Source organism: Aliivibrio sp. EL58 (assembly GCF_900312675.1).
GTDB lineage: Bacteria > Pseudomonadota > Gammaproteobacteria > Enterobacterales > Vibrionaceae > Aliivibrio.
In genome coordinates this window covers 24,981-47,398 of record NZ_OMPC01000006.1, presented here as the reverse complement: position 1 = coordinate 47,398, position 22,418 = coordinate 24,981, and the positions used below count along the sequence as shown (strand labels likewise).

The following is a 22,418-nucleotide window of genomic DNA, read 5'->3' as shown; positions in this document are numbered from 1 at the left end:
GTGCGTATAGGTTCAACAGTCTTACTTAATGAAAAAAAATGTATTCAATCATATGGTTGGGAGTATTTTCGACCACTGGGGAGTCTACAAGGGGTTATTGACTCATTAGAAGAGTATCAATGTGATGAAATTGCAATTATTCGTCCAGTTCGAAAAAATGATAGCTTAGATATTTTTAAAGAGGATCTTTCTGAATTACAAAAACTAAAAACCATGACCCCAGTGAGTTTTGGTGGTGGAATTCGAAGTGTTGAACATCTACAGCATTTAACTGATTTACCTATTGAGCGGCTGGTTTTCTCATCTGCTTTTTTAGATGGTAATAAAGATTTAATTAGTCAGGCAAAAGATCTTTTTGGGCACCAAGCAATTCAGTGCTTACTCCCATTAGCTTATAGAAAAGAGGGAGTGTTTGTCTATCACTCTGGATTATCTGTTTACATTGCAATTGAAGATATTGATATTGAATTTATTAATACTTCAGCTAATGAGATTATTTTAGTGGATACTCAAAATGAAGGTCAAAAAAACTCTTTTGATTGGTCTTTGATTGATGGCCTTCCATTTGAATATAAGAAGCTTATTATCAGCGGTGGAATAGGAAAAAACTGTATCAATAAAGCATATAAGAAACAATTGGCTTCAGTTTTAATTGATAATAAAGTCTTACATACAGAATACTCAATTTCAGGTTTTAAGCATGCAACTATCTTGTCCTAAATGTCACTATCCTCTCAATCATCCATTTAGTTTAACCATAATTGAATCAGAGTGTTCTGGATGCTTTACTCATAGAGAAAAAGATACAATCGATTGGAACTTTAGGTATGAAAAGTTAGAAGAAATCATACAAAGTTATAAAAACCATAAAGGAAAGTACGATTGTGTTGTTCCTGTTGTTGGTGATGCAGAAGATTACTTCACATTGTTAAATGTCTTAAAGCTAGGTTTATCGCCACTTGTTGTTTGCGTTAACGATTATTTTAAAAATGATATTGGTTGGTATAATCTCCATCAATTAATTACTCATTTTGATGTTGATTCTTTTACATTTAATCCAGATATGCGTGTGTATAAAGATTTAGTACGTACATCTTTAAGGAAATATGACCATATATTGTTACCTTTTTTACAGCTGCATACATCTTTCCCTGTTCATGTTGCACTTGAACGAAAAATCCCTTTAATTATTTGGGGACAAAATCAGTCAGTAGAACAAGTAGGTAAATTTTCACATTTAGATTCAACTGAAATGAGTCGTTGGAGTAGAAAACAGCATGATTTATTTAACTTTGAGGTAGATGATTTAATTGGTAATGGTGCTCAAGTTGACTTACGTCACCTTAATTATTATCAGTATCCTGATATAGATAAGTTATCCCGTAGTGGAGTAAGAGGTATTTATTTAAGTAACTATATACGTTGGGATCCGTTAGCCCAAAATCAAGCAATGACCAAGTTTGGTTTTACACCCGAGATTAATACTTCGACATTTGATTTATATGAACGAGCTGGTAGCTCGGTGTACTATCATTTGCATGACTTACTCAAGGAAAAAAGAGTAGGATATCGTAAGGTGAATGATCATGTATCAAGAGAAATTAGACATGGTCGTTTGACAACTGAAGAAGGGAAGTCTTTACTAAGACATTACGGAAATAATAGAGTATACATTAAACCATTCTTTGATTGGTTAGGTGTAACTAAGAGTGGTTATGAGTGGTTCAAAATACATCGGCTAGGTAAGTTAGAGCATCTAATCTGTGAGTCTGCCAACGAATTAAAAGAAAGAGATACTCAAAGAAGTGAGATAGTTCCGACTACTCTTGAAAAAATGCTACAGCCAGGTAAAAAAGCAAAAGAGTCATTTATTATTTTTGGGAAGGGGCTTAATATCTAATGCAGTATAATAATGCTATGTATGTTGGTTGTAATGTTGAATTATGGATGGATGTAGCAAGTCGTTTATTAAAAAAACATGACATAAAACCAGTCTATTTTATTGGAAGAAAACCTGAATTTTCGAAGGATAAAATTAATAGTTATTTTCCTAATTGTTTTTTCCAATATACAGAGGATGCCTGGAAAGGTAACGGATTCCCACAAGATCATAAAATAGTCGCTTTAGATGAAAATACAGTCAAGAGTATTGGTTTGGATATACTGACTGGAATGAGAATGATGGATAGACTAGATGTATTTAAAACTTTCCCTAGCACAGAAAGACAAGCATGGTTTATCGAGCTTATTGAGAAATGGTTGTATGTTTTAGAAGATAGAGAGATAGACATCATAATTTCTCCCTCTATACCCCATAGAGTGTTTGATTTTGCATTGTATGTGGCATCAAAAATAAAGAATATAAAATTTATTATGTTCCAAATGACACATTTTGGCGATGGTAGTTTTATTATTGATGATGTAAACATGACACCAATAGCAATAAAGAATGCCGTAAGAAATGCTAAAGATGCAAAAATTGATGACTTACCAATTATTATTGCCGACAAATTAAAAAAACTATCTCAAGACCACGAAACAGCATTGCCACCCGATATGGTAGAGCAAAAAAATAACTTTGAAAAATATAAGTCAATATCATATCAAGTAAAGTCAATGTTATTTGATTTGAAGAAGATAGGCAATGTATTTCAAACCTCGCCAACATATAGGATCTTTTATAAAGAACACCCTAAGACTTCCTCAATGACTAAAGGGAATGCGTTTTTAATTAGGAAGGCTGGCGAATATAAAAAATATAAGCTGAGAAATACTTACAAATCATATTGTAGAAAGGTTGATTTAAACGAAAAATTTGTATTACTAGCGCTTCATTATCAACCCGAAGAAACGTCTTGTCCTACTGGTGGGTTTTATGTAGAGCAAAGGCAAATAGTTAAGAATCTGCTTGAGAGTTTTGATGACTCGGTGTCTATTTACATTAAAGAGCACAGTTCACAATTTTACCCTTATTTTGAAGGTGAAACTGGACGGGATGAAAGCTTCTATCGTGAAATTAGTTCTATGTCTAACAGAGTTAAATTTGTTCCAATTGAAACCGATACGTTTTCACTAATAGATAGTGCTTTAGCTATAGCGACAATTAGTGGTACTATTGGCTGGGAGGCTCTATTTAGATCTAAGCCAGTACTATTATTTGGTAGAGGGTGGTATGAGGATCTTCCAGGTGTATTCAAGGTAAAAAGTAAAGGTGATTTATTTACTGCTGTAACATCGATAGAAACTGGTGCATATACTGATAGGCTTAAGTTAAATCGGCTATATGGTGCTCACTTAGAAATGAGTAAATTTATCATATACTCAGCGCACTATTTTGATTTTCACCAAATGGGATTAACTAATAAAGAAGAGAGTATTGATAATATAGTTTCTGGTATTAGTGATTTTTTAAGTATTAAGAGTGAATAGTCTAATATACCTTTTTGGCACTTTGGCATCAGCTGCGATGCCTTTTTTATTAATGCCAATCATGACTAGTTATCTTACTCCTAATGAGTATGGTAAGATGACACTTATTGTTACGTTATTTACCTTTATTCTACCTATTCTGACACTAAATGCTCCAGCTTATATTCAAAGATGTTATTTTGATAGTGATGGTTTAACAAGAGGAAAGTTAATCAGCGTATTTAAAGTTTTAATTTTTTATATTTTGATTGTTAGTTTAGTGTTAATAATATATAAGAGTGAAATATTCACACTTTTTAAAATAGAAGATGTAGATAGTAACCTAATGTATATATTAATATTAACAGCGCTGTGTTATGTTTTTTATGACACGCAGTTATTATTATACAATGCAAAAGGATCTGCACTTAAATATACTATACTCTTATTCCTACAATCGTTTTTAGTGCTTGTTTTTTCAACATGGTTTCTTTATCAAGGCTTTGGTGTATTTAGTCGAGCATATGGTTCATTATTGTCGATATTATTGTTTTTATTTATATCAATATACTTTCTGGTTAGATACTTTAAAGAAAATTTAATAGGCAAAAATACATCTTATAAAATTGGCATTGAAAAAGACTACCTAAAATATGGTATCGGTTTTCTACCTCATGTTTTATCTAGTTTGCTTTTGGGTGTATTTGATAAGATTGTAATAGCAAATTTTTTAACTATTGATGATGTTGCCATTTACGCCATTTCTGCTCAATATACCTCGATTCTTTTGATTGTATCCCAGGGATTAAATAGGGAGTGGGTAAAAAAATACTTTGACCATGGTTATACATTATCAAATATTAGATATAGAAATAGATTGATTTTAATTCAACTAGTGGTGGTTATAATATTCTATTTATCTTCGGATCTTTTTTATTATCTATTTGTAGATGAAAGATACATTAAAAATAACATGATATTACTTTGTCTCTTAATGGCGCAACTATTCCATATGATATATATGGTTTTTTCTGTGAAGCTTAATTATGAAAAAAGAAGTTCTTTATTATCAGTATTAACATTCATATCGTTATGTGTAAATGCCTTTATTAGTCTAGCTTTGGTTGGAACACAAGGGGTAGTAGGTGTTGCTTTTGGTACAGTGGTTGGAATGTTAACAAAAGTAATTCTAGTCGTTATGTTGTCAAGAGATAATAATTTTGATAAATGCATACGCACCTAAAATAACGCTAATAATTAATATTCTAATTTAAACTAGAATGGAAAATAAAATGAAAAAAATAATAATACTCGTACATGACGGTTTTTTTACACAGCACCTTCATGAATATCAAAATATTGATCTTTCTGTAGTTGAAGAAGCTCTTAAACGTTTTGATTGTGAAGTGAAATATCTAGAGTACCAAGACTTAGCAAACTACAATTATCAAGTTGATGAAAATGCAGTTTATTGGTGTGGAAGTCATCAGAACATCAGCATTAAACAATATATTAATGATGTTCTTACTGCTCGATTTTATAACAGAAATAATCTAGTGCCATCTTTAGATACTGTATTGGCTCATGAGAATAAAGGGTTGATGGGAATATTGGCTGCGGAAAAAATGCTTCCGTACATTAAGCAGAATTATCGTCTTGCGGATAAAATTAGTCTTCCTCAACAAGTCAGTTATCCTTTTGTATTTAAATCGTTAGGGGGGGCAGGAAGTAAAGGTGTTTCTTTGGTTAAAAACCAAAAGCAATTTCTACAAAGCATTAAGTGTACACTGCGCCTTGATCGCTCTCTTAAAGAAGTGAAAGAAGACGCTAGAAATATCGCACGAAAATTACTGAAACGTGGAGAGCAAGCTCGTTATTTAACCCAGAGAGCTAAATTTTGTGAACAAGAATTCATTCCTGAATTAAGCTCAGATTATAAAGTGTTGGTATTTTGGGAGAAAGTGTTTGTTTTAAAGCGTTCTGTTAGAGAGGGAGACTTCAGGGCTAGTGGCTCTGGCTGTTTTGAAATTCAATCAACAATAGATAATGTACTTGCAGAATTAGCTATATCATGTCGTGAAAAGCTTAGTGTTCCATATTGTAGTTTAGATTTCGTTACGCTTCCATCAGGCGAATATAAACTAATTGAGTTTCAAACATGTCATTTTGGGCCATATACACAGATTTCATCAGAGGTTTTCTTTAGAGCTGGAAATATCTGGGGAAATACCTCATCTTGTGTTTTTGAAAGTGAACTTGTTGAGTCTATGCTAAGTTATGTAAATGAAACTTCAATATAAGATACTTCAATTTTATCCTGTCTTTTGGTTTTATTTTCCAACAATAAGATTAGGTACTATTCCTGTACGTTTTGAAGATTTGCTATGTGTTCTTATTTTCTTTTCTTTAGCGTCTTTTAGTCGTATTAAAATTGAAAAAAGTTATATTTATTATGTGGCTATGTTTTCTTTGATGTTGATGTTAATACTCTCGTCATCGATAGAATATAATGATAACCTTAATCTAAAAGGAGTTATTGTTGGTTTTAGTTTTATAAAATATATATTATGGTTTGTAGTTGCAAGGCAGACTTCAGTATCTGATAGCAATGACAGTTTTTCTCTTGTTTTTTTCTCTGTATTAAAATGGTGTTTTTTATCTCAATTAATTATTATAGTCTTTCAGAAGTATGATATTTTGGGGTTTGCTAGTGGTCCATTTTTTCAGTTTGTAGTTAAATTTTATTCCATACCTAATATTTATTCGACCAGTACCGATATTGAATCATTAATATCAACTCATATGAATTTCAGTTTTAGACCAGCAGGAACGTTTGGCTCGTCAACAGTTACTGGTTTGTCTATGTATATTGCAGGTAGTGTTCTATTTCTCAAATATAAAAATATTGCTTTTAAAGTTTTTGGTTATTTTGCCGCTCTGATTTGTTTTTCTAAAATTGCATTAGTTGCAGCTATTTTTTGTGATTTTATTTTACCTATGTTTCTCAAGTTTAAACTAAAAAACCTGCTTTTAGCCACTGTTATATCGCCATTTCTTGTTGTCGGTATTTATGTCTCTATGGATATTTTAGGTGTATTACATAATTTTTATGGAGCTATAGATGGCACTGACAGAGGGGTGACTCATCGATTAACAGTTATAAACTATATGTTTAATATGTCAGTTAAAGAATGGCTTTGGGGAAATCTCGGTACTTTACCATTTGGTTTTTTTGATAGTGGAACACTGCTTTCAATCTTTAGATATGGAATAGTTTTTTATTTTTTAGAATATTTAATATTTTATCTTCTCTTTAAAAAGATTACAGACGAAAAACTGATTTCTATGTGTTTCGTGTTCTATATTTTATTTGCTGACCTAACGTTTGGCTCTGTTTTTAACCCTGTATTCTCGAGTGCTATTTTCTTTCTTTTGTTAGCTTGTGCAACTGAAGGACTTAGGAGAAAAAAATAAGATGAAAAAATTTTTTTATGTTTGTTCTACTCTTGAGCAAACAGGGCCAACCTCTCAGTTGTTTAACATCATTTCTGGCTTAGATCGTACATTGTATAAACCGATAGTGGTGACATTATCGGCAGAAAAAAACAATTCACTTAAAGATAAATTCGATGCTGTTAACATCCCAGTGATGTGTTTGGATGAATCTGGAATGCTAGGTATCAATGAGCTTGAAAAGCGTTTGCTAAATCATATTGAGCAAGAGCAAATAAGTGTTGTGCACACTCAAGGTATTCGTGCAGACTTAATAATGAGTAAATTGGTCGGTAAGTTGTCGATTAATTGGATATCAACGCTGCGTAATATTCCTTATCTTGATTACCCTGCGCAATATGGAAAAGTTAAGGGTTTGCTGATGGCTGTAATACATTTATTGGCTTTACGTAAGTGTAAGAAGGTGGTTGTGGTCAGTGAGTCTGTCCGCAAGCCATTACAAAAGTTTTTCAAACGTGATATTAATGTGATTAACAACGGTATTGATACATTATTCTATAATAAAGATAAAATAGAGTTAGAGGCTGTTTCTGAAGTAAGACAACAATATAAATTGGCTGAAGATCTACAGATTTTAATTTATACCGGCGTGTTTGAAGAGCGAAAGAACCTTCTACCTCTGCTTGATGAAATTAATAAGGTTGATGGCTTTAAGTTACTGTTAGTTGGAAAGGGGAGTCAACTTGCTCAAATTCAGTTACATCCAGCGGTTATAAATGAAAAAGTAGCAGTGGTTGGGGCTGTTTCTGATGTTAGACCTTATATTATTGCGTCAGATGCTTTCATTTTAGTATCAAAAGCAGAAGGACTTCCAAATTCTGTATTAGAGGCTTTAGCGTTAGGTTGTCCGGCAATTTTGAGTGATATTGGTCCTCATAAAGAGATACACGTTGCTGCAAGAAAGTACACACAGTTAATTGAACTTGCAGATATGCGATCTTTGTCGAGTTTTTTAACGCATACTTATCCGCAGTGGCGAAATAAGATTGAACAAGAGGATTGTGCAGTCATCGCTGCGCGTGGGTTCAGTTCGTCAGTGAACTCTTTAAGTTATCAAAAATTGTATTTAAAAGGTGAATTGTGAGTGTTATTCCACGTGTAGCGGTGATTATGTCTGTTTATAAATCAGACCAATTAGACAGTTTTAAAATTGCAGTTGATAGTATTTTAGAACAAAACTATATAGCGATGGATTTGTTTATTTGGCGAGATGGCTCTGTACCTGAGATAGTAGATAGTTACTTAGATAGTTTAATGTATAATGACAATATTTTCGTTACAAAAAGTAGTAAAAACAAAGGCTTGGCTAGCTCTCTTAATGCTATGATTGACCTGGCTTTAGCAAGTAAACGTTATTCTTATATCGCAAGAATGGACAGCGACGACATTAGCTATACAAACCGAATAAGTAAACAAGTAAGCTTCTTGCGTAACCATGAGGATGTGGACGTTGTTGGATCTGGTTGTAGGGAATTTGGGGGAAGTTTTGCTCTGGAGGAAAAAATACTTCCATTATCGCATGAGCAACTAACCGATTTTACGATTGTCAGATGCCCATTTATACATCCGTCGGTAATGTTTAAGGTGGAATTGTTTGAAAAAACAGGAATACGTTATCCCACTAATACAAAGCTAACAGAAGACTTAGGCCTCTGGTTTGAGTTGCTTTGCGGTGGTGCGAAGTTTGCAAATATGCCTGATATTTTAATGGATTACCGCTTAAACGAAGCAACATTATCACGCCGACAAGGAATGGATAAAGCGTTAAGTGAAATTAAGATTAGACAAAAATATATGATAAAATTGAATAGAGTTAATTTAAAAAATATCTGTGGTATTTATTCTAGGTTATTTTTTCATTTATTACCAATGAGTATGATTCGATTTGCTTATAAGCATTTTCGCTAAACTCTGTTTTGTTAGAACTATTATGTTGTTAGATTTAATACTTGTTGAAGTTTGATCCTACGTTCTTAAACGTAAGGTATTTATTAGAAATCAAAGAGTTTATAACATGAAATATTTAGTAACAGGTACCGCTGGTTTTATTGGTTCTTGCGTTGTAGAAAGACTTTGTGTGCAAGGTCATCAAGTTGTTGGGATTGATAATATCAATGATTATTACGATATAAGTTTGAAAGATGCTCGTTTAAAACGTGTTGAGCATGAAAACTTTCATTTTTTAAAAGTTGATTTGGCAGATAGAGAAGCAATGGCTACTTTGTTTGCTGAACATCAGTTTGATCGCGTAGTACACTTAGCTGCACAGGCAGGGGTACGATATTCAATTGAAAATCCAATGGCTTATGCTGACTCAAATTTAGTTGGACACCTTAATATTCTAGAAGGTTGCCGTAATACTAAAGTGAAACATTTAGTATATGCCTCTTCAAGTTCGGTTTATGGTTTAAATAATAAAGTTCCTTTTGCTACTTCAGATACTGTAGATCACCCAATCTCTCTTTATGCTGCGACTAAAAAATCTAATGAGTTAATGGCTCATTCGTACTCACACTTATATGATATCCCAACCACAGGCTTGCGTTTCTTTACAGTGTATGGCCCTTGGGGGCGCCCAGATATGGCACCTTATATATTTACTAGAAAGATATTAGATGGTGAGACTATCGATATTAATAACAATGGAGATATGTGGCGTGACTTTACTTATATAGACGATATTGTTGAAGGCGTGATCCGTATTGCGGATGTTATTCCTGATCGCGATGATAACTGGAAGGTAGAAGAGGGGAGCCCTGCTTCAAGCTCTGCTCCTTATAGTATTTATAATATTGGTCATGGTAGTCCAATCAATCTAATGAAATTTATCGAAGCGATTGAAGCGGAATTAGGTATTGAAGCTAAAAAGAACTTTCGTGGTATGCAGGCCGGTGATGTTTACCAAACATATGCAGACACACAAGATTTATTTGAAGCTACAGGCTACAAGCCACAGGTTGGTGTTGCTGAAGGTGTTGCTAAGTTAGTTAGTTGGTATAAAGAGTTTTACAAGTAAGGTATTAATGATTGGTTGTTTAGTTGTAACCTTCATTTAATTATTAACCATAGAAAAATTAATACTACTAAAATAATTAAATAAAAATTTAGTTAGGATCTTTATGTCTCACACATACCTCGAACTAGGCTTTACCTTCTTTATATCTCTCTCCATTCTTTTTATGATGAGAAAGGTCGCTCAAAGAATCAACTTAGTTGATAAACCCAATGAGCGAAAATACCATACAGGTGCAATTCCGCTTGTCGGTGGGATTTCTATCTGCATTGCTTTTATGCATTTTTTAATCTCCAATCCCGATTTATTACCTAATTATAGATTGTATTTATTATCGATTTTCATACTGACTTTGGTTGGAGCTATTGATGATAAAATCGATCTGAGTTTTAAGGTACGGTTGATTATTCAGGCAGGTTTATCGGTTGCTATGATGATGATAGCTGATATTAAATTATATCAACTCGGTGATATGTTTGGCTTCGGTTCCATGAATTTAGCAGGTATAGGAGTTGGTTATCTAATTACGGTGTTTGCGGTTATTGGTGCAATTAATGCCTTTAATATGGTAGATGGCATTGATGGTTTACTCGGTGGTTTATCTATCGTAACTTTTGCTGGTCTTGGTAGCGTGCTGTATCTAGATGGTCAACTTAACCTAGCTTACTTATGTTTAGTATTAATTGTTATTATTCTCCCATATGTATTGTTAAACCTTGGAGTGCTTACTCGTCGCTATAAAGTATTTATGGGTGATGCAGGAAGCATGTTGATTGGCTTTACGGTGATTTGGTTTTTGTTGTTGGCAAGTCAAAATGGAACTAAAGCACCGCTCCGTCCAGTTACGGCACTATGGTTAATCGCAGTTCCTTTGATGGATATGGCCGCTATTATGATTCGCCGTGTACGCCGTGGTGATTCACCATTTAAACCTGATAGAGAGCATTTGCATCATATATTCCAGCGTTTAGGTTTTAGTTCACTTCAAACGTTGCTAATTATTTGCGGTATTGCCACTGCATATGCAGCCTTTGGTATTTATGGAGAGATGCTAAATATCCCAGAATATGTGATGTTCTATTTATTTATTGCTTGCTTCCTTGTTTACGCAGCACTTTTGAGTAATGTGTGGAAGATAAGTACTAAGATACGCGAGTGGCGGGGGCTTTGAAAAAACGGGAAGAGCGGATTAAGAGCGATCCTGTGGTCCTATGATAAAGCGAGGTGTCAGGGCGCTGCGCTTGCAGGCTTCAAGGGTACTCGCTTTTGATTTTCCTGAACCCTTCTAGTACAGCGCCCTGGATTCTCGCATCTCCCCCCTTTCTCCCTTATAATCCCCTAAGATAAATTTCCCTACAGGATAAATAATAATGAAAATTGCTATCGCTGGTACAGGTTACGTTGGCTTATCAAATGCAGTATTACTCGCACAGCATAATGAAGTGATTGCTGTTGATATCATGGCTGAAAAGGTTGAGCTAATTAACAACAAGCAATCTCCAATTTCAGATGTTGAGATTGAAGATTTTCTGGTTAATAAAAAATTAAACTTGATTGCGACTCTCGATAAAGAGCTCGCATACAAAGACGCAGAATATGTAATTATTGCCACACCAACGGATTATGATCCCGCTACAAACTACTTTAATACTGGCTCGGTTGAGGCGGTGATTAAAGAGGTAATGGCAATTAACCCAAATGCAGTGATGGTGATTAAGTCTACTGTTCCTGTTGGGTATACCGAGCGTATTAAGCAAGAACTGGGTTGTGATAATATTATCTTCTCGCCTGAGTTTTTACGTGAAGGCCGTGCGTTGTTTGATAATCTTCACCCGTCTCGTATTATCGTTGGTGAGCAATCTGATCGTGCTCAAGTGTTTGCTGATTTATTGGTTCAAGGTGCAATTAAAGAAAACATAGAAGTATTGCTAACATATTCTACAGAGGCGGAGGCAGTTAAGTTATTCTCTAACACCTACCTTGCTTTACGTGTCGCATATTTTAATGAGTTGGATTCTTACGCTGAAGCGCATGGTTTGAACGCTCGTCAGATCATTGAAGGGGTAGGTTTAGATCCTCGTATTGGTAATCACTACAATAATCCATCGTTTGGTTATGGTGGATATTGCTTACCAAAAGACACAAAACAGTTGTTAGCTAACTATCAAGAAGTGCCGAATAACATTATTGGTGCGATTGTGGATGCCAACCGCACTCGTAAGGATTTTGTTGCTGACTCTATTATGAAGCGCAATCCAAAAGTTGTGGGTATTTATCGCTTAATCATGAAAGCGGGTTCTGATAACTTCCGTGCATCTTCTATTCAAGGGATTATGAAACGCTTGAAAGCCAAAGGCATTGAAGTGGTGGTGTATGAGCCGGTACTTAAAGAGGCTGATTTCTTTAATTCTCGTGTGATTGAAGATTTGAATGAGTTTAAGCAAGTGTCTGATGTGATTGTATCTAACCGTATGATGGAAGAACTGGCAGATGTTGAGGGTAAGGTTTATACTCGCGATTTGTTTGGTAGTGATTAAGAACAGGGCGCTTCGCTGCGAGAGGCGAGGACGGACTTCGTCCTCGAGGGGCGAGTAAGAGCTTAAAAGCAAGAGCGGATATGACTGGTTTGGTTGTGTCCGCTTTTTTGTTTTGAAGAGTAAAGCGAGGTTTCAGGACGCTGCGCTTGCAGGCTTCAGGGGGGACTCGCTTTTGATTTTCCTGAAACCTGAAACCTTTGCGCGCAGCGTCCTTAACCTAACCTTGACTCTCAATCAGGACCGTAGGACCATAGGAAAGCTCTTCCCGTTCTTAAAAAAGGATTTTCATGAACTACGACATCTTCAACGGTGATGCTGACGGCATCATTGCTCTTCTTCAGCTTCGTCTGGCTAACCCTCAAGAATCTACCTTAATCACTGGTGTAAAACGTGATATCAACTTAGTCGCTAAAGTGGATGCTAAAACAGGTGATAAACTAACCGTTCTTGACATCTCAATGGAAAAGAATAGGGCAGGTCTAGAGCTTGCTTTACGTTCTGGCGCTGAGGTGTTTTATGCTGATCACCATCGTGCTGATGATATTCCTGAGCACGAGAATCTATCTGCTCATATCGATTTAGATGCCAATACTTGTACAGCGTTAATTGTAGATAACCTATTAAATGGCCAGTTTCATGAATGGGCAATTACTGCGGCTTATGGCGATAACTTAATTGCTAAAGCCGATGAGTTGGCGGATGTTGCCGGCTTATCTGTTGAGAAAAAAGCACAGCTAAAAGAGTTGGGTACCTTAATCAACTATAATGGTTATGGGGCAAAGGTGGATGATCTGCATTTTGATCCTGCAGCGTTATACCAATCGTTATTACAATACTCGTCTCCTTTTGATGTGATTGCCGATAAAGCATCCCCTTTTTATCAGCTGCAAGCGGCGTATCAATCGGATATGGATAATGCGTTGGCGATTGAAGCGGAGCACAAAAGTGAGAAACTAGGGTTATTTGAATTACCAAATGAAGCGTGGGCACGTCGTATTAGTGGCGTTTATGGTAACCTTTTAGCAAATCAAAATCCTGACTCTGCTCATGCGGTATTAACGCAAAATGTCGATGGTACGTATATGGTATCTCTTCGTGCGCCATTGAATAATAAGCAAGGAGCGGGTGAGATCTGTAGCTCGTTTGCAACCGGTGGTGGTCGTGAAGCGGCGGCGGGAATTAATGTGTTGCCGAAAGAATCTATTACTGAGTTTATTGCGATGGTTGAGAATAAATATTAGAGTGAAACTAGAAACTATACGCTGCGCTAACTAGAGACTATAAGTGAAGGTATAGCTAGTGTAATAATTAAGCCTATCAACATGGATGCTTTTGATTTTATAGTTTCTAGAGCGAAGCGTTCTAGTTAGCTCAGCGTATAGGTTCTTCTTTCTATCATTAATAATTAAAAATAGAGAACAAAATGAACATATTAGTCACTGGCGGAATGGGTTACATCGGTAGCCACACATGTGTACAAATGATTGAAGCGGGCTTAACGCCGATCATTCTAGATAACTTATACAACAGTAAAGAAGTGGTGCTTGATCGCATTGAAGCCTTGGTTGGTGTAAAGCCTAAGTTTTATCAAGGTGATATTCGCGATCCTCAAATCTTAGAAACCATCTTTGCTGAAAACCAAATCGATAGTGTGATCCACTTTGCTGGCTTGAAAGCAGTAGGTGAGTCGGTTGAAAAGCCAATCATGTATTACGATAACAATGTATCGGGTACATTAGTGTTAGTTGAAGCGATGCGTAAAGCGGGCGTGAACAGTATTGTATTTAGTTCATCTGCTACGGTTTATGGTGATCCGGCTTCTACGCCAATTAATGAAAATTTCCCAACTTCAGCAACCAATCCTTATGGTCGTAGTAAGTTAATGGTTGAAGAGTGTCTAACTGATATTCAAAAAGCGCACCCTGAAATGAGTGTGACGCTGCTTCGTTACTTTAATCCGGTTGGCTCTCATAAATCAGGAACTATGGGGGAAGATCCTCAAGGGATTCCAAATAACTTGATGCCGTTTATCTCTCAAGTGGCAGTTGGTCGTCGTGAGTTTTTATCTGTATTTGGTGATAATTATCCAACCGTTGATGGTACAGGCGTTCGTGATTATATCCATGTGGTGGATTTGGCTGATGGCCACTTAGCGGCGTTAGAACATAAAGGCCAACAAGCGGGTCTGCATATTTATAACTTGGGTACCGGTAATGGTAACAGTGTTCTTCAAATGGTCGCTGCGTTTGAGAAAGCGTCTGGCGCTAAAGTTCCGTATCAAATCGTCCCTCGCCGCCCTGGTGATATTGCCGAGTGTTGGGCAGACCCTGCTAAAGCGCGTGAAGAGTTGAAGTGGGAGGCTAAGTTGTCTCTTGATGATATGACTGCGGATACGTGGCGCTGGCAGTCGAGTAACCCGAAGGGATATTAAAAGCGGAAGAGAAAAGGCGGGGTAAGAGCGGTCCTGTGGTCCTATGGAAAAGGATTAAAAGAGAGAGCTGAGACTATACGCTTCGCTAACTAGAATCTATAAGAGCATGTATGAAGGTGTGGTAGTTTCAGCGATAATCATACTGTTCCTCCCCTTGATCGATATATTGTTGAGATTAGTAATGTTGATATAAGGGGAGGCTAGGAGGGGTTGTAAATGATGAAGTTTAGTTTATCTATATTATTAAATATGGTGTAACCAACCCCCTCTAACTCCCCCTTGTATTGACGATGTCGATCTCATAGTTATAGCGATTAAGGGGGAGAACCTTCTTTGGTGCTGTTCGTTCAACGCACACCCTTGAAACCTGCAAGCGTAGCGATCTGAACCCCAAGCCCTTGCTCTCTACTATTCCTCCCTAATCAAATTGCATTCCCCTTACACTTCTTTTACTCTCACAGAGTCATAAACCATTTATCTGTGAGTTTACCAATGCTTTCTCATCCACCTTCTGATTATCTTGAACTCTATGCAACTTTGCTTTGTGGACCTAATCTTCAGGCCGGAAGCGATCATCATGCTGAATTTACCGCGGCGTTAGCAGAGAGTGAGAATTGGAACGTCAATTACCTTAAGGTTAATGTGGTGTTTGATGAATGGTGTTTCTCGCAAGAGATAGATAAAGAACACTTCTTGGCAGCGCCGCAGTTTGATAGTAGTTATCTTCGTCATCGAGAAAGTGTTTATGCTCTCGACCTTCAAAAAATTTCTTTTACTCAATTGTGCGATCTCGCCTTGTTGAGTGTGCTAGACCCTTCTTTATTAAATAAAACAAAAGAGAATCTAAACTTAGCTCTTGAACAATTCGGTCAAGGCTTGCCTCAATATTGGCAACGCTCGGTAGATTTTATTACCGCCAGTGATGCGGTGTTAGCTCGGTATTTTGATAACCCTGCTCGTTGGCTTGCTTCTCTAGTTCAGAAGAATGGCAAAGTGGCATGGGGCCGAATGTTGATTGAGTTAATTGTCGCTTATCGTGTACGTGACAATGCTGATGTGTGGGTCGGCTTAATGACATTGGCTAATAACCCAGTGGTAGCGACCTTACTTGAACTCCCAGATGATTTTGCTCTGGCGAAAATAGCAAAACACGCCTTGTCTCGCTTGGTAGATCAAAGCAATCCGTTAATACTTGTTTCTTCCCCTTGGCAGCAGTGGCTAACGCGCATTGATGGGGTACTAAATACCGAAGTCGCTAATAAAGAGCGTTTGATTTGGCAGCTAGAACCTTTGGCCATGAAGGTGAATGCCAAAATACAGGCGAAGAATAAACGTGGTTGGACTCAGGGACGTAAAGTGGCTCTGGATAAGTTTAATCATAAACACAAAGAGATACTCAGTCCAAGTGATACCGCGATCCTTTCTGCCGCCGCTTATGATGGTATGGATTGGGGAGATAGTAGCTCAAGAGTCACCCGAACTGTTGCTCATGCGTTATGTGATGCCGATAATTTGTATGATCATCATGGCGACCAAGTGTCGTTTTATCGAGAAACACCGCTACTGGTATGGCGCTCGGTAGGAGATGAGTTGGCGTTTGAGGTTTATCCTTATTATCACCAACAGACTTGCGCTCAACCTTGGTTATATCACTCTGGTGGTGGTATCTACTCTTTCATTGATGCACCTGAGCAGCTGACTGATTTTTTAGAAGAGTTAAGAGTTCGGGACCCGCATTTTCCTGTAACCCAAACAGCAGAGTTAGTGGCTGTACTGGGTGAGCAGGTGCATTGGTTTGATATAGATAAACAGCAAGGGACAGTGACTCGGGGTGATAGTGTGGCTGAACCTCAGTTATGGCTTGCTTGGAATGGAGCGTCTTTGGATGTGGCGATTGAGTTTAGCTCTAGCGATAACAATGTCAGTTGGTCGCCAGGAAAAGGCAGTGAGTGGGAAAGTGGTTTTGATGGGGTGTGGTATCAACGTGATCTTGTCAGTGAGAAACGTCAAGCTAACGCACTGGTTGATGAATTAGGCTTGGTAAAAAACAAGAATTTCATTTGGCAGATTGAAGGTGAAGCGGCGCTAACGTTTATTACTCAAATTGATGGTGAGTTGGGTGCAAACCTGCACTGGAAAGCCGACAGCCAGCAAGTGAAAGTGATTGGGGTCGATGATTTTTCGATGTCGATTAATCAAAAGCAGAATTGGTTTGAAGTCGATGGACGAGTTCATATTGATAGCAGCTTAGAGATGGATTTACGTCAGTTGTTGGCGCATCACCGTACGGGTTTTGTCAGCGCTGATAACTCGTCGTTGACGCTATTAATCTCAGAGCAGTTACGTCGCCAATTAAGCTTAATCGACAGTCTGGTCGATGATGAGCAATTGGTTGATCAACGCATGGCGTATCCGCTGCAAAAACTGGTGGAGTCGATGTCGGCCAATAGCGATGATGCGTGGGATAACTTGGTAGAAGAGTGGCGAGTGAAGCCAGAGCTGGATGCCGATTTATTATTGCCATTGCGTGATTACCAAAAAGAGAGTGTTGAATGGGCAGCACATCTTTCTCAGCATGGTTTTGGTGCTTGCCTTGCGGATGACATGGGGTTGGGTAAGACGCTGCAAGGTTTAACGTTGTTGAGCCATTATCGTGAGCAGGGACCAAGTATGGTGGTGTGCCCTAAATCGGTATTAACCAATTGGGTGCAAGAAGCCGAGCGTTTTACGCCACAGTTAACCATGATTGATTTAGAGGCGAGTAGTGATCGTATTGCCACGATTAATGCCGCAGGTGTAAATGATGTGGTCGTGATGAGTTATGGCATGGTGACGCGATTGGCTGAAACTTTAAATGAAATTGATTGGAATTGTGCGGTATTGGATGAGGCACAGCAGATCAAGAATCCGCAAACAAAACGCTCAAAAGTAGTGTTTTGTTTGCAAGCCGCGCATCGTTTTGCGTTATCAGGAACCCCAGTAGAGAATCATTTGGTTGAGTTATGGAGTTTGTTCTCTTTCTTGAATCCTGGATTACTTGGCGATCTTAAATCGTTCCGTTCTAAATACGCACAAGCAGCGAAGCAAGAACAAGATATGCTGCGATTAAAGACCTTAGTTAGTCCGTTTATTATGCGTCGTACTAAAGTAGAAGTACTGACGGAATTACCAGCGAAGACAGAAGTCGTTCACCATATTGAACTCTCCAATAAAGAGCGAACCGCGTATGAAGCGGTTCGAAAAGAGTCATTAGTCAATTTAAAAAGTGAATCAAGCCGTGGTGTAGTAGAAGTGTTTGCCGCATTAACAAAACTGCGTCAGATCTGTTGTGATGTTAGCTTGGTGTTTGACTCTATGAAAGGAGAAGAGAGTACCAAGTTATCTGAAGCGCAGAGTTTGATTGAAGAGGCGTTAGATGGCGACCATAAAGTGTTGGTGTTCAGCCAATTTGTTGGTGTGCTGAAACGTTTTTCTGCTCAGTTAACAGAGTCAAATATCGGTTTTAGTTATTTGGATGGCAAGTTAACCACTAAGCAACGTCAAGCGGCGATTGATTCGTTTAAAGATGGCACTAACTCCGTGTTTTTGATCAGCTTAAAAGCCGGTGGCACAGGATTAAACTTAACCGAAGCGGACACGGTGATTCATATTGATCCGTGGTGGAACCCGGCAGTAGAAGATCAAGCCAGTGATCGCGCCTATCGTATGGGCCAACAAAAGCCAGTGACGGTTTATCGCTTGGTAACAAAAAATACCATTGAAGAGAAGATTATCGCTCTGCATCATGATAAACGTGACTTGGCCGATCAGGTGTTGTCCGCAAGCTTAACCAGCAAGACATTAGACCCAGTAATGTTGTTGAGTTTGTTGGAGGGGGAGAGCTAGAAGCTATACGCTGCGCTAACTAGAGACTATAAGATAAAAAGCAAAATCGAGTACATAATTAACTTGGTTTATGCGTTGTTAGCTTTTTCTCTTATAGGAGTGAAGCGATCTGAATTCTATTTTCTTTAAAAACAAAAATGCCCACAGGCTACAAACCTGTGGGCATTTTATTTTATCGACTATCTAAAGCTCTTATTTAAAAAGAACTTCACCAGACATCTCAGCAGGAATCGCTGTATCTGTTAGCGCTAGCATAGTTGGAGCTAGATCAGACAGCTTACCGCCTTCTTTAAATTCAATTTCTTTGCTACCAACGTAGATAAGAGGAACAGGAAGGTTAGTGTGCGCTGTGTGAACGCCGCCTGTTTCAGGGTTGATCATCATTTCAGCATTACCGTGATCGGCAGTGATAAGCATTTGACCATCAACTTCTTTAATAGCTTCAACTACTTTACCGATACACTCATCTAGTGCTTCCATTGCTTTAACTGCAGCTTCGTATACGCCAGTGTGGCCAACCATGTCACAGTTAGGGAAGTTACAAACGATAGCGTCGTACTTACCAGATTTGATTGCAGCAACTAATTTCTCAGTCAGCTCAGGAGCGCTCATTTCAGGTTGTAGGTCGTAAGTTGCTACTTTTGGAGAAGCAACCAGTTGACGCTCTTCGCCTTCAAATTCGTCTTCGATGCCGCCATTGAAGAAGAAAGTAACGTGTGCGTATTTTTCGGTTTCAGAAATACGTAGTTGAGTTTTACCTTCTTTAGATAACCACTCACCGTAAGTATTTTCTAGAGACGCAGGAGTGAATGCACAAAGAAGAGGGATGTTTGCCGCGTATTGAGTCAGCATCACAAAATCAATTGCTGGGAATACGTTACGAGCAAAACCATCGAAATTAGGAACGAATGCACGTGTGATTTCACGCGCACGGTCAGCACGGTAGTTCATGAAGATAACTGCATCGCCATCAACGATTGCTGCTGATTCTTCGCCTTCCGCTTTGATTTCAGTAGCTTGTACAAACTCATCGTTCTCTTCACGAGCGTAAGCCGCTTCAAGACCTTCAACAGCAGTATCAAAAGTGAATTCACCTTTTGCTTCTGTCATTAACTCGTAAGATTTTTGTACGCGATCCCAGTTGTTGTCACGGTCCATTGCGTAGTAACGACCAATTAGAGAAGCAACACGGCCTTTGCCTAATTTAGCGAATAGCTCTTGGAAGTTTTTCAAAGAGTTTTCAGCTGAACGAGGTGGAGTATCACGTCCGTCTAGAAAGCAGTGTAGGTAGATTTTTTCTGCGCCACGTGCTGCTGCCATTTCTACTGCTGCGTAGATATGATCTTCATGAGAGTGAACGCCACCTGGAGACATAAGACCCATGATGTGAACGGCTTTGTCTGCTTTAACCGCTTTGTCGATAGCATTAACTAGTGTTTCGTTTTCTTGGAACTCACCATCAGAGATAGCTTTAGTGATGCGAGTAAGGTCTTGATATACAACACGACCAGCGCCGATGTTAGTGTGACCAACTTCAGAGTTACCCATTTGACCATCAGGTAGACCAACGTCCATACCTGAAGCTGAAATTAGTGTGTTTGGTTGAGTAGCCATTAGGCCATCAAGAACTGGAGTATTTGCGTTTGTGATTGCGTTATCTGCTTGAGCTTCACGGTGACCGTAACCATCAAGAATAACTAGAGCCATAGGCTTTTTAGCTGACATAAAGGTGTTCCTCGTCAATAACTTAATAAATTCGAATAAATAACTTTGTGTAATTTTACTACAAAGTTTGAAAATGGGCCATAGCGAAGCGAGGAAGAGCAGGATTCAGGTTTCAGGAAAAGCTAAAGCAAGAGTAGAGTTCAGAACGCTTCGCTTGCAGAATTCAGAGGTGATCGTGGTGGCTACAGTGATCGGAATACTGTTCCTCCCCTTGATAGGTGTATTGTTGAGATTGGAAATAATGTAAATATTGCATACCCAACCCCTCTAACTCGTCCTTGTGTAGGCTATATCAATCTCATAATCATCAGCGATCAAAGGGGAGAACATTCTTTGTCGCTATAATTCCAACGATCACCTCTGAACCCTGCAAGGGAGCTTGCGACCGATCTGAAACCTGAACTCTGCTCCTCCTAGCTCTTCGCCTTTCCTCGTCCCTCGAGCATAGCGTCCTCGAATCTCGTCCCTGTTCTTAAATACCAAAATGCACAGACCCCACCCATCACATTCCCAATCGCAATCCCAACAAACAACCCTTCCATTCCATAAAAGTGACTGCCAATCCACGCCGTCGGCAAAGTAAACACAAACAACCTCATGAAACTCCAACTGAAAGAATGTAACGGTTTTTGCATCGCATTTAAGCTGCTTACAAGCACCATCACAATGCCTTGGAATCCATAACTGAATGGCACACAAATCAAGTACATCCACAGGCCATGTTGTACGGCATCATCTTGGCTAAATAAATGCGATAGCGGAATGCTGAGTGGAACAATTAAAATATAAAGAAACAATTGGAAGAAGACAGAGAACTTCATCGCTAAGAAAATCGCTTCTTTGACTCGCTCTGGCTGTTTAGCCCCAAGGTTTTGAGCGACAAAGGGACTTAATGAAGAAGTGAGTGCCATTATCACCAACAACATTAATGACTCGACTCGTTGCGCTGCACCATAAGAGGCGACCGCAACAGTACCTTGGCTGGCAAGCATCATCATTAAAATGGCTCCTGATATTGGGTTTAATGCGTTTGATAATGCTGCGGGAGAGCCGATTTTTAATATCTGATGCCAATCTTGTTTCATCTCTGATGGCTTTGGCGGTGCCAGTAATTTTACTTTTCGAGTTAATACATAAAAAGAGGCGCATAAAGCACCAAACCAACTGATGCCACTGGCAATCGCAGCGCCTCGAATACCCAGTTCAGGGAAAGGTCCATAACCAAAGATAAGTAGAGGATCGAGTACGCCATTGATTAATCCTGCCAGCATCATGATTTTTGCCGGAGTGGTGGTATCGCCCGTGGCTCGAATGGCACTGTTGCTCGACATTGGAATAACCAGCAGCGGAATAGTGAGATACCAAATAGACATATATTCATGAATAAGAGGCAGCAGTTTGTCTTCTGCACCTAATAATCGAAATAGGGGGTCAATGGTGAAAAAGCCAATGCTGCAAGCGATAAGAATAAGGATGACCGCTAAGATTAATCCGTGTGTCGTTAATTGAGCCGCGTGCTTGCTGTTACCTTGTCCTAGCAAACGTCCAATAGAGGCAGACAATCCAACCCCAATCCCCATGGTAATGCAATTCACCGCAAAGGTTACGGGGAAGGTAAAACTCACCGCAGCAAGGGCATCTGTACCAAGCAATGAAATAAAGAAGGTGTCCACCAGGTTAAATAGAAGAATCGCAACCATGCCAAACACCATTGGAGTGGTGAGTTTTTGTAATACGTCGGCGATAGGTTGGGTTAGTAAACCGTGTTTATCTAGCATGGTTTTCTCGAGTGGTGGTGGGATGGGTAGTGTAGCGGAAATAGGGACGAGATTCGAGGATGCTTCGCTCGAGGGACGAGTAAGGGTAAATAGAACTAGAAACTATACGCTGCGCTAACTAGAGACTA

Annotated in this window: 16 protein-coding genes; 14 read left to right on the top strand and 2 right to left on the bottom strand. The window is 38.5% G+C overall.

Features of this window, described 5'->3' with window-relative positions; all coding sequences use genetic code 11:
* The 14 genes from ED622_RS07570 (at position 1) to ED622_RS07505 (ending at position 18,787) form a co-directional block, all read left to right on the top strand.
* Entirely contained in the window at positions 1 to 720 is a 720-nt protein-coding gene (locus tag ED622_RS07570) for a HisA/HisF-related TIM barrel protein (RefSeq protein ID WP_254052609.1), read from the top strand.
* Entirely contained in the window at positions 701 to 1,900 is a 1,200-nt protein-coding gene (locus ED622_RS07565; protein WP_122033299.1) for an N-acetyl sugar amidotransferase, read from the top strand. The genes ED622_RS07570 and ED622_RS07565 overlap by 20 nt, the downstream gene beginning before the upstream one ends.
* The gene (locus ED622_RS07560) at positions 1,900 to 3,429 is read left to right on the top strand and encodes a hypothetical protein (protein ID WP_122033298.1); all 1,530 of its coding nucleotides are present in this window, start codon (positions 1,900 to 1,902) and stop codon (positions 3,427 to 3,429) included. Before ED622_RS07565 ends, ED622_RS07560 begins: the two co-directional genes overlap by 1 nt.
* On the top strand, positions 3,422 to 4,651 hold the full coding sequence (locus ED622_RS07555) for a lipopolysaccharide biosynthesis protein (protein WP_122033297.1): 1,230 nt from the start codon (positions 3,422 to 3,424) through the stop codon (positions 4,649 to 4,651). The genes ED622_RS07560 and ED622_RS07555 overlap by 8 nt, the downstream gene beginning before the upstream one ends.
* A gap of 49 nt (positions 4,652 to 4,700) precedes the next feature.
* Positions 4,701 to 5,708, top strand: a complete 1,008-nt coding sequence (locus tag ED622_RS07550) for a hypothetical protein (protein WP_162922483.1) — start codon at positions 4,701 to 4,703, stop codon at positions 5,706 to 5,708.
* Positions 5,692 to 6,882 (top strand): hypothetical protein, encoded by a 1,191-nt coding sequence (locus ED622_RS07545; protein ID WP_122033295.1) that lies wholly within the window; start codon positions 5,692 to 5,694, stop codon positions 6,880 to 6,882. Before ED622_RS07550 ends, ED622_RS07545 begins: the two co-directional genes overlap by 17 nt.
* Before the next feature lies 1 nt (position 6,883).
* Positions 6,884 to 8,005, top strand: a complete 1,122-nt coding sequence (locus ED622_RS07540; protein WP_122033294.1) for a glycosyltransferase family 4 protein — start codon at positions 6,884 to 6,886, stop codon at positions 8,003 to 8,005.
* Positions 8,002 to 8,829: a glycosyltransferase gene (locus ED622_RS07535; RefSeq protein ID WP_254052608.1), complete on the top strand. Its 828-nt coding sequence runs from the start codon at positions 8,002 to 8,004 to the stop codon at positions 8,827 to 8,829. Before ED622_RS07540 ends, ED622_RS07535 begins: the two co-directional genes overlap by 4 nt.
* A gap of 106 nt (positions 8,830 to 8,935) precedes the next feature.
* Positions 8,936 to 9,937, top strand: coding sequence for an NAD-dependent epimerase (locus tag ED622_RS07530; RefSeq protein ID WP_122033293.1), 1,002 nt, complete (start codon positions 8,936 to 8,938; stop codon positions 9,935 to 9,937).
* A 103-nt stretch (positions 9,938 to 10,040) separates the two neighbouring features.
* Complete coding sequence (gene wecA / locus ED622_RS07525; RefSeq protein WP_122033292.1) at positions 10,041 to 11,105, top strand: UDP-N-acetylglucosamine--undecaprenyl-phosphate N-acetylglucosaminephosphotransferase; 1,065 nt, start codon at positions 10,041 to 10,043, stop codon at positions 11,103 to 11,105.
* A 199-nt stretch (positions 11,106 to 11,304) separates the two neighbouring features.
* Positions 11,305 to 12,471 (top strand): nucleotide sugar dehydrogenase, encoded by a 1,167-nt coding sequence (locus ED622_RS07520; RefSeq protein WP_122033291.1) that lies wholly within the window; start codon positions 11,305 to 11,307, stop codon positions 12,469 to 12,471.
* 287 nt (positions 12,472 to 12,758) lie between these two features.
* Positions 12,759 to 13,712, top strand: coding sequence for a DHH family phosphoesterase (locus ED622_RS07515; RefSeq protein ID WP_122033290.1), 954 nt, complete (start codon positions 12,759 to 12,761; stop codon positions 13,710 to 13,712).
* Between the two features lie 182 nt (positions 13,713 to 13,894).
* Positions 13,895 to 14,902, top strand: a complete 1,008-nt coding sequence (gene galE / locus ED622_RS07510) for a UDP-glucose 4-epimerase GalE (protein ID WP_122033289.1) — start codon at positions 13,895 to 13,897, stop codon at positions 14,900 to 14,902.
* A gap of 492 nt (positions 14,903 to 15,394) precedes the next feature.
* Entirely contained in the window at positions 15,395 to 18,787 is a 3,393-nt protein-coding gene (locus tag ED622_RS07505; protein ID WP_122033288.1) for a DEAD/DEAH box helicase, read from the top strand.
* A 192-nt stretch (positions 18,788 to 18,979) separates the two neighbouring features.
* On the opposite strand, the gene gpmM is transcribed toward ED622_RS07505, so the two are convergent.
* Positions 18,980 to 20,512, bottom strand: coding sequence for a 2,3-bisphosphoglycerate-independent phosphoglycerate mutase (gene gpmM, locus ED622_RS07500; RefSeq protein ID WP_122033287.1), 1,533 nt, complete (start codon positions 20,510 to 20,512; stop codon positions 18,980 to 18,982).
* Between the two features lie 413 nt (positions 20,513 to 20,925).
* Positions 20,926 to 22,290 carry an MATE family efflux transporter gene (locus ED622_RS07495; RefSeq protein ID WP_122033286.1) on the bottom strand — a complete coding sequence of 455 codons (1,365 nt, stop codon included), beginning with the start codon at positions 22,288 to 22,290 and terminating at the stop codon, positions 20,926 to 20,928.
* Positions 22,291 to 22,418 lie beyond the last annotated feature (128 nt).

Coding starts and splice junctions, on each gene's coding strand:
- ED622_RS07565 (WP_122033299.1), top strand. CDS start 701: ATGCAACTATCTTGTCCTAAATGTCACTATCCTCTCAATCATCCATTT.
- ED622_RS07560 (WP_122033298.1), top strand. CDS start 1,900: ATGCAGTATAATAATGCTATGTATGTTGGTTGTAATGTTGAATTATGG.
- ED622_RS07550 (WP_162922483.1), top strand. CDS start 4,701: ATGAAAAAAATAATAATACTCGTACATGACGGTTTTTTTACACAGCAC.
- ED622_RS07545 (WP_122033295.1), top strand. CDS start 5,692: ATGAAACTTCAATATAAGATACTTCAATTTTATCCTGTCTTTTGGTTT.
- ED622_RS07540 (WP_122033294.1), top strand. CDS start 6,884: ATGAAAAAATTTTTTTATGTTTGTTCTACTCTTGAGCAAACAGGGCCA.
- ED622_RS07530 (WP_122033293.1), top strand. CDS start 8,936: ATGAAATATTTAGTAACAGGTACCGCTGGTTTTATTGGTTCTTGCGTT.
- wecA (WP_122033292.1), top strand. CDS start 10,041: ATGTCTCACACATACCTCGAACTAGGCTTTACCTTCTTTATATCTCTC.
- ED622_RS07520 (WP_122033291.1), top strand. CDS start 11,305: ATGAAAATTGCTATCGCTGGTACAGGTTACGTTGGCTTATCAAATGCA.
- ED622_RS07515 (WP_122033290.1), top strand. CDS start 12,759: ATGAACTACGACATCTTCAACGGTGATGCTGACGGCATCATTGCTCTT.
- galE (WP_122033289.1), top strand. CDS start 13,895: ATGAACATATTAGTCACTGGCGGAATGGGTTACATCGGTAGCCACACA.
- ED622_RS07505 (WP_122033288.1), top strand. CDS start 15,395: ATGCTTTCTCATCCACCTTCTGATTATCTTGAACTCTATGCAACTTTG.
- gpmM (WP_122033287.1), bottom strand. CDS start 20,512: ATGTCAGCTAAAAAGCCTATGGCTCTAGTTATTCTTGATGGTTACGGT.
- ED622_RS07495 (WP_122033286.1), bottom strand. CDS start 22,290: ATGCTAGATAAACACGGTTTACTAACCCAACCTATCGCCGACGTATTA.